The 3,362-nt window shown below is 67.0% G+C and carries 1 protein-coding gene; it reads right to left on the bottom strand.

All coding sequences use genetic code 11. From position 1 onward, the window contains the following. Positions 1-234: 234 nt before the first annotated feature. Positions 235-3,024, bottom strand: coding sequence for a hypothetical protein (locus HRF49_01075; GenBank protein ID MEP0813242.1), 2,790 nt, complete (start codon positions 3,022-3,024; stop codon positions 235-237). Positions 3,025-3,362: the final 338 nt, after the last annotated feature.

Here is a 3,362-nt window from a genome sequence, read left to right as displayed (position 1 = left end):
CGCGCTCCTTGACTCCGCGCGATCCGCTGTATCAAGGCGCGCACCTTTTATCCGCGCGAATCCGCGCAAATCCGCGGCCTCAAGGCCGCGCTTCCCGGTTATCGGCGGAGGAGTCACGCATCTCCGGATTCCCCCTCGCCCTTCCGCACATTCAATTCCGCGTCGGCAAGCCGGTGCAATCCCATAATCTGCGCGAATCCGCCTCCAAGTCGCCTTTCGGCAGCAGCATGTCCACTACCCGAACGCGGTTATCTCCACTTCCCTCTTGACCGGCCGCACCGCGAACTCGATGTCCATTTTGGTTTCGCCGGGCGCAAGCTCAATCTCGACCGCGGCCGGAGACGCCTCGTGGAACTTGGGCAGGTCCGCCGCCCAGATCGAAACGACGTAATCGCCCGGCGCGAGGCCGGTAGCGATGAAGCGCCCCGCGTTGTCGGTTATTCGGTACGCCTTGCCGGAGGGGCCTTCGATGACTACTATCGCTTCGGCCATCGGCGATATCCTGACGGGTTTGCCCGGCTCCACGGTTTCTAGCGTCACCTTTCCTCCGAGAGAAACCGAGCGCACGACGGGGATTTCTACGGCGATAGCCGCGCCCGGCTCGACAATCAGCTCAAGCGGAAGCGTAACTGCGCACGCCATCCCGACTCCGAGAGACGCGGCGTCTATCTCAAGCGAAGCCGCGCCCGGGGGGAGCGCGGCGAACGCGAACGCGCCGTCAGCGTCCGACACCGCCTCGGCGCTGCCGATTTTCAGCCGCACGCCGGCCACGCCCGTCTGCGGCTCGTGCGAGAGGAACACGCGGCCGCTGACACGTCCCTTGCGCGGGAACATCTTCAGCGGAAAGCTCGCGGGGATCGAAAGCTCCACCGCGATTTCGCTGTCTCCGCCGGATTGGCCGTCGCTGTGGCGCAGCCGCAAATTGAACTTCCTGCCACCCGGCAGCTGCCACGAAAGCGAGCCGGTGTACCAGTCGGTGCGGCCTCGGCTAGTGCCCTCGGTGCGCTGGAATCCCAGCGCCGCGTCGAGCGTTTCGGACATCCGGAAATCCAGACCCAGCTGGGACTGGGTGTATGTCGTGGATGTACCCTCCGCGTCCCTGCGTCGCTCGCGCGTGAAACCCGCGTTCAGGGACGCGCTGCCGTTTAGCCGCGCCGAGCCGGAGAGCCGCAAGAGGCGCGAGGTCTCGGTCTCGTCCGCCTGCAGGTCGTCGCGCTCGCGCTCCTGGAACGCGAGCGAAATCCTTCCGTTTTTGAACGACTGGGAAATCTCGTACTCGTCGGACGAGTCGGCGGATATATCTTCCCCCCCCTGCCTGTCGGAACTGTCGCTTTCCCGCCGCTGGTAGCGCAGACGCAGCGAATCGGTCAAGGCAAGCGTCGCGCCGTAGGACAGCGTTTCGTCCAGGCGCGCGTCGCGCTCCGGATCCAGATCCAAATTACGCTTGGTGGAGGAAAAGTTGCCGAATACGGTCAGCCTGTCCGCCGGGCGAAGGGAGAGGTTGACGCGGGAGAGCTCCACGTCGCGGTAGCCGCCGCCGAAGCGCGGATCGGCGCGCAGCACCTCCCCCCCCGCAAGCAGGATGCCGGACTCGAAGCGCGCGGAAAGCCGGTACGCGTCGCCGCCGCCCGCGCCGCTTTCCCCGGCGTCCCCCGCGTCGGACGATGCGTACTCGCCTTCGAACAGGAATCCGTCCCAGGGCGCGGCCGACGCGAAAACGCTGTACGCCGCGAAATCCGCGGTGGTCAGCCCCGGCAGCGACGCCGGAGCGTATTCGTTTTCCCTTAGCGCCGTGATCCTGATCACGCTTTGGTCGCGCGTCCCGCCGCCGCGCCGGCCGCGCGCCATAATGCCGGCACCGTTTTTTCCGTTTTCCTTGCCGCCGCCGCCCCAAGCGTATCCAACCTGCGCGCCTTCCGTGCGTTTCCGAACCGCGCTTCCCCGCGACTCCGCCGCGAAAACGCGCGTAAAGAAATCCCCGCTGCGCAACAGCAAATCCATCCCCCGCCCGGTCACGTTCTGACCCAGAAGCGGCGACACGTCCCCGAACGACTGGTCTCCCAGGGCTATCCACCCGCGCCGCGCATCCTCGTATGCAAGCGCAATGCGGCTCTCCTCGGAGAACGCCGCGCCCCCTTCCCCATCCGTCAGCGGCGCGGTCACACCAAGCGACGCGAACCGCCCGTCGCCGATTTCGCTTGCCAACTCAAGCGCGGATTGCGCGCCCGCGTCGTCCCCCGACTCGCCGCCGCCGCGCCAGTCCCCCCGCGCGGTGAGCGATCCGTCAAGCGTCGCGTACAACGACCCCACCGCCGCACCGGAAGGAGCCACCCGCGCCGTGGCCGTGGACTTCGCCTCGTATCCTTCGTGCCTCGCGTGCAGCGTCACCCGCAGCGACTCGACGCTTTCCAGCTCTTTCGGCGCGGCCACCGTCACGCTCACGAGCGCCTTCTCGCCCGGGGCAAGCGACGCGCCCGCCGGATCCGCCGACGTTTTCCAATCCGGCGAAGTTTCCGCCGAGAATTTAACATCCGCCGCCGCGTTGCCTCTGTTGACGGCGTTCCACTCGAACACGAGCGTCCCCCCGGCCCGCGCATCCCCCGGCGAGTTCAAAAGCGACAGCGCTATCTCCATCGCAACCGCCACGCGCACGCGTGCCTCGCCTCTGCCGCCGCCGCCCGAAAGCGCGACCGCGTATTCCCCCGCAGCCGCGTCGCCCGGCACGGACAGCGTGACGAACGCCGTGGCGCGCCCGCCCGGCCCGAGCTCCGCCGTCTCCGGCGTGACGACCGCGCCCCATCCATCCGGCGCCTCCGCAACGAGCGCCACGCTCGAGGCGGCGCCCCCCCGGTTCTCGACCGAGAACGCCACCGTCGCCATCTGGCGGGGCTTGACCTCGACGGCGGCGGCGGACGCAGGCGATATCGTCACCGAGGGCTGGGCTAAGGCGGGGGATGTGGAAAGTAAAGCGAAGAGGAAAGACGAAAGCGTGAAGAGGAAAACCGGGGAGGCCGGGCGCGTCACACGGAACAGCGGGGACAGGTAGCTGGAAGCATGGGGTCGGGAGCGAACCGGCGGCCGGGAGCCGGGCGGCTTCCGGGACGCCGCGCAAATTCCGCGAAAACGCCGCGTCAACAGCCCGAAAACCACCCGCGATCGCGGCGAGCGCGTGCAATGCCATGCTCCGCGAAACTCCGCGATAGTTGCGCGACCCGCACCGCGGGTTAAACGTTCAAAAAAAATATGGATCAAGCGGCAGAAAGCAAGGAGTGCGGAAACGCCGGTCTTATTACCGTCGCCGCATTTCAAAACCGACAACTCCCAGGTTCGCAGCACATTTCCCTGCCGGAATTATTCATGCC

The sequence above is a fragment of the bacterium genome (genome assembly GCA_039961635.1).
Taxonomy (GTDB): Bacteria; 4484-113; 4484-113; order JAGGVC01; family JAGGVC01; genus JABRWB01.
The sequence above is the reverse complement of the archived record's forward strand: the minus strand, read 5'-3'. Positions and strand labels throughout refer to the sequence as shown.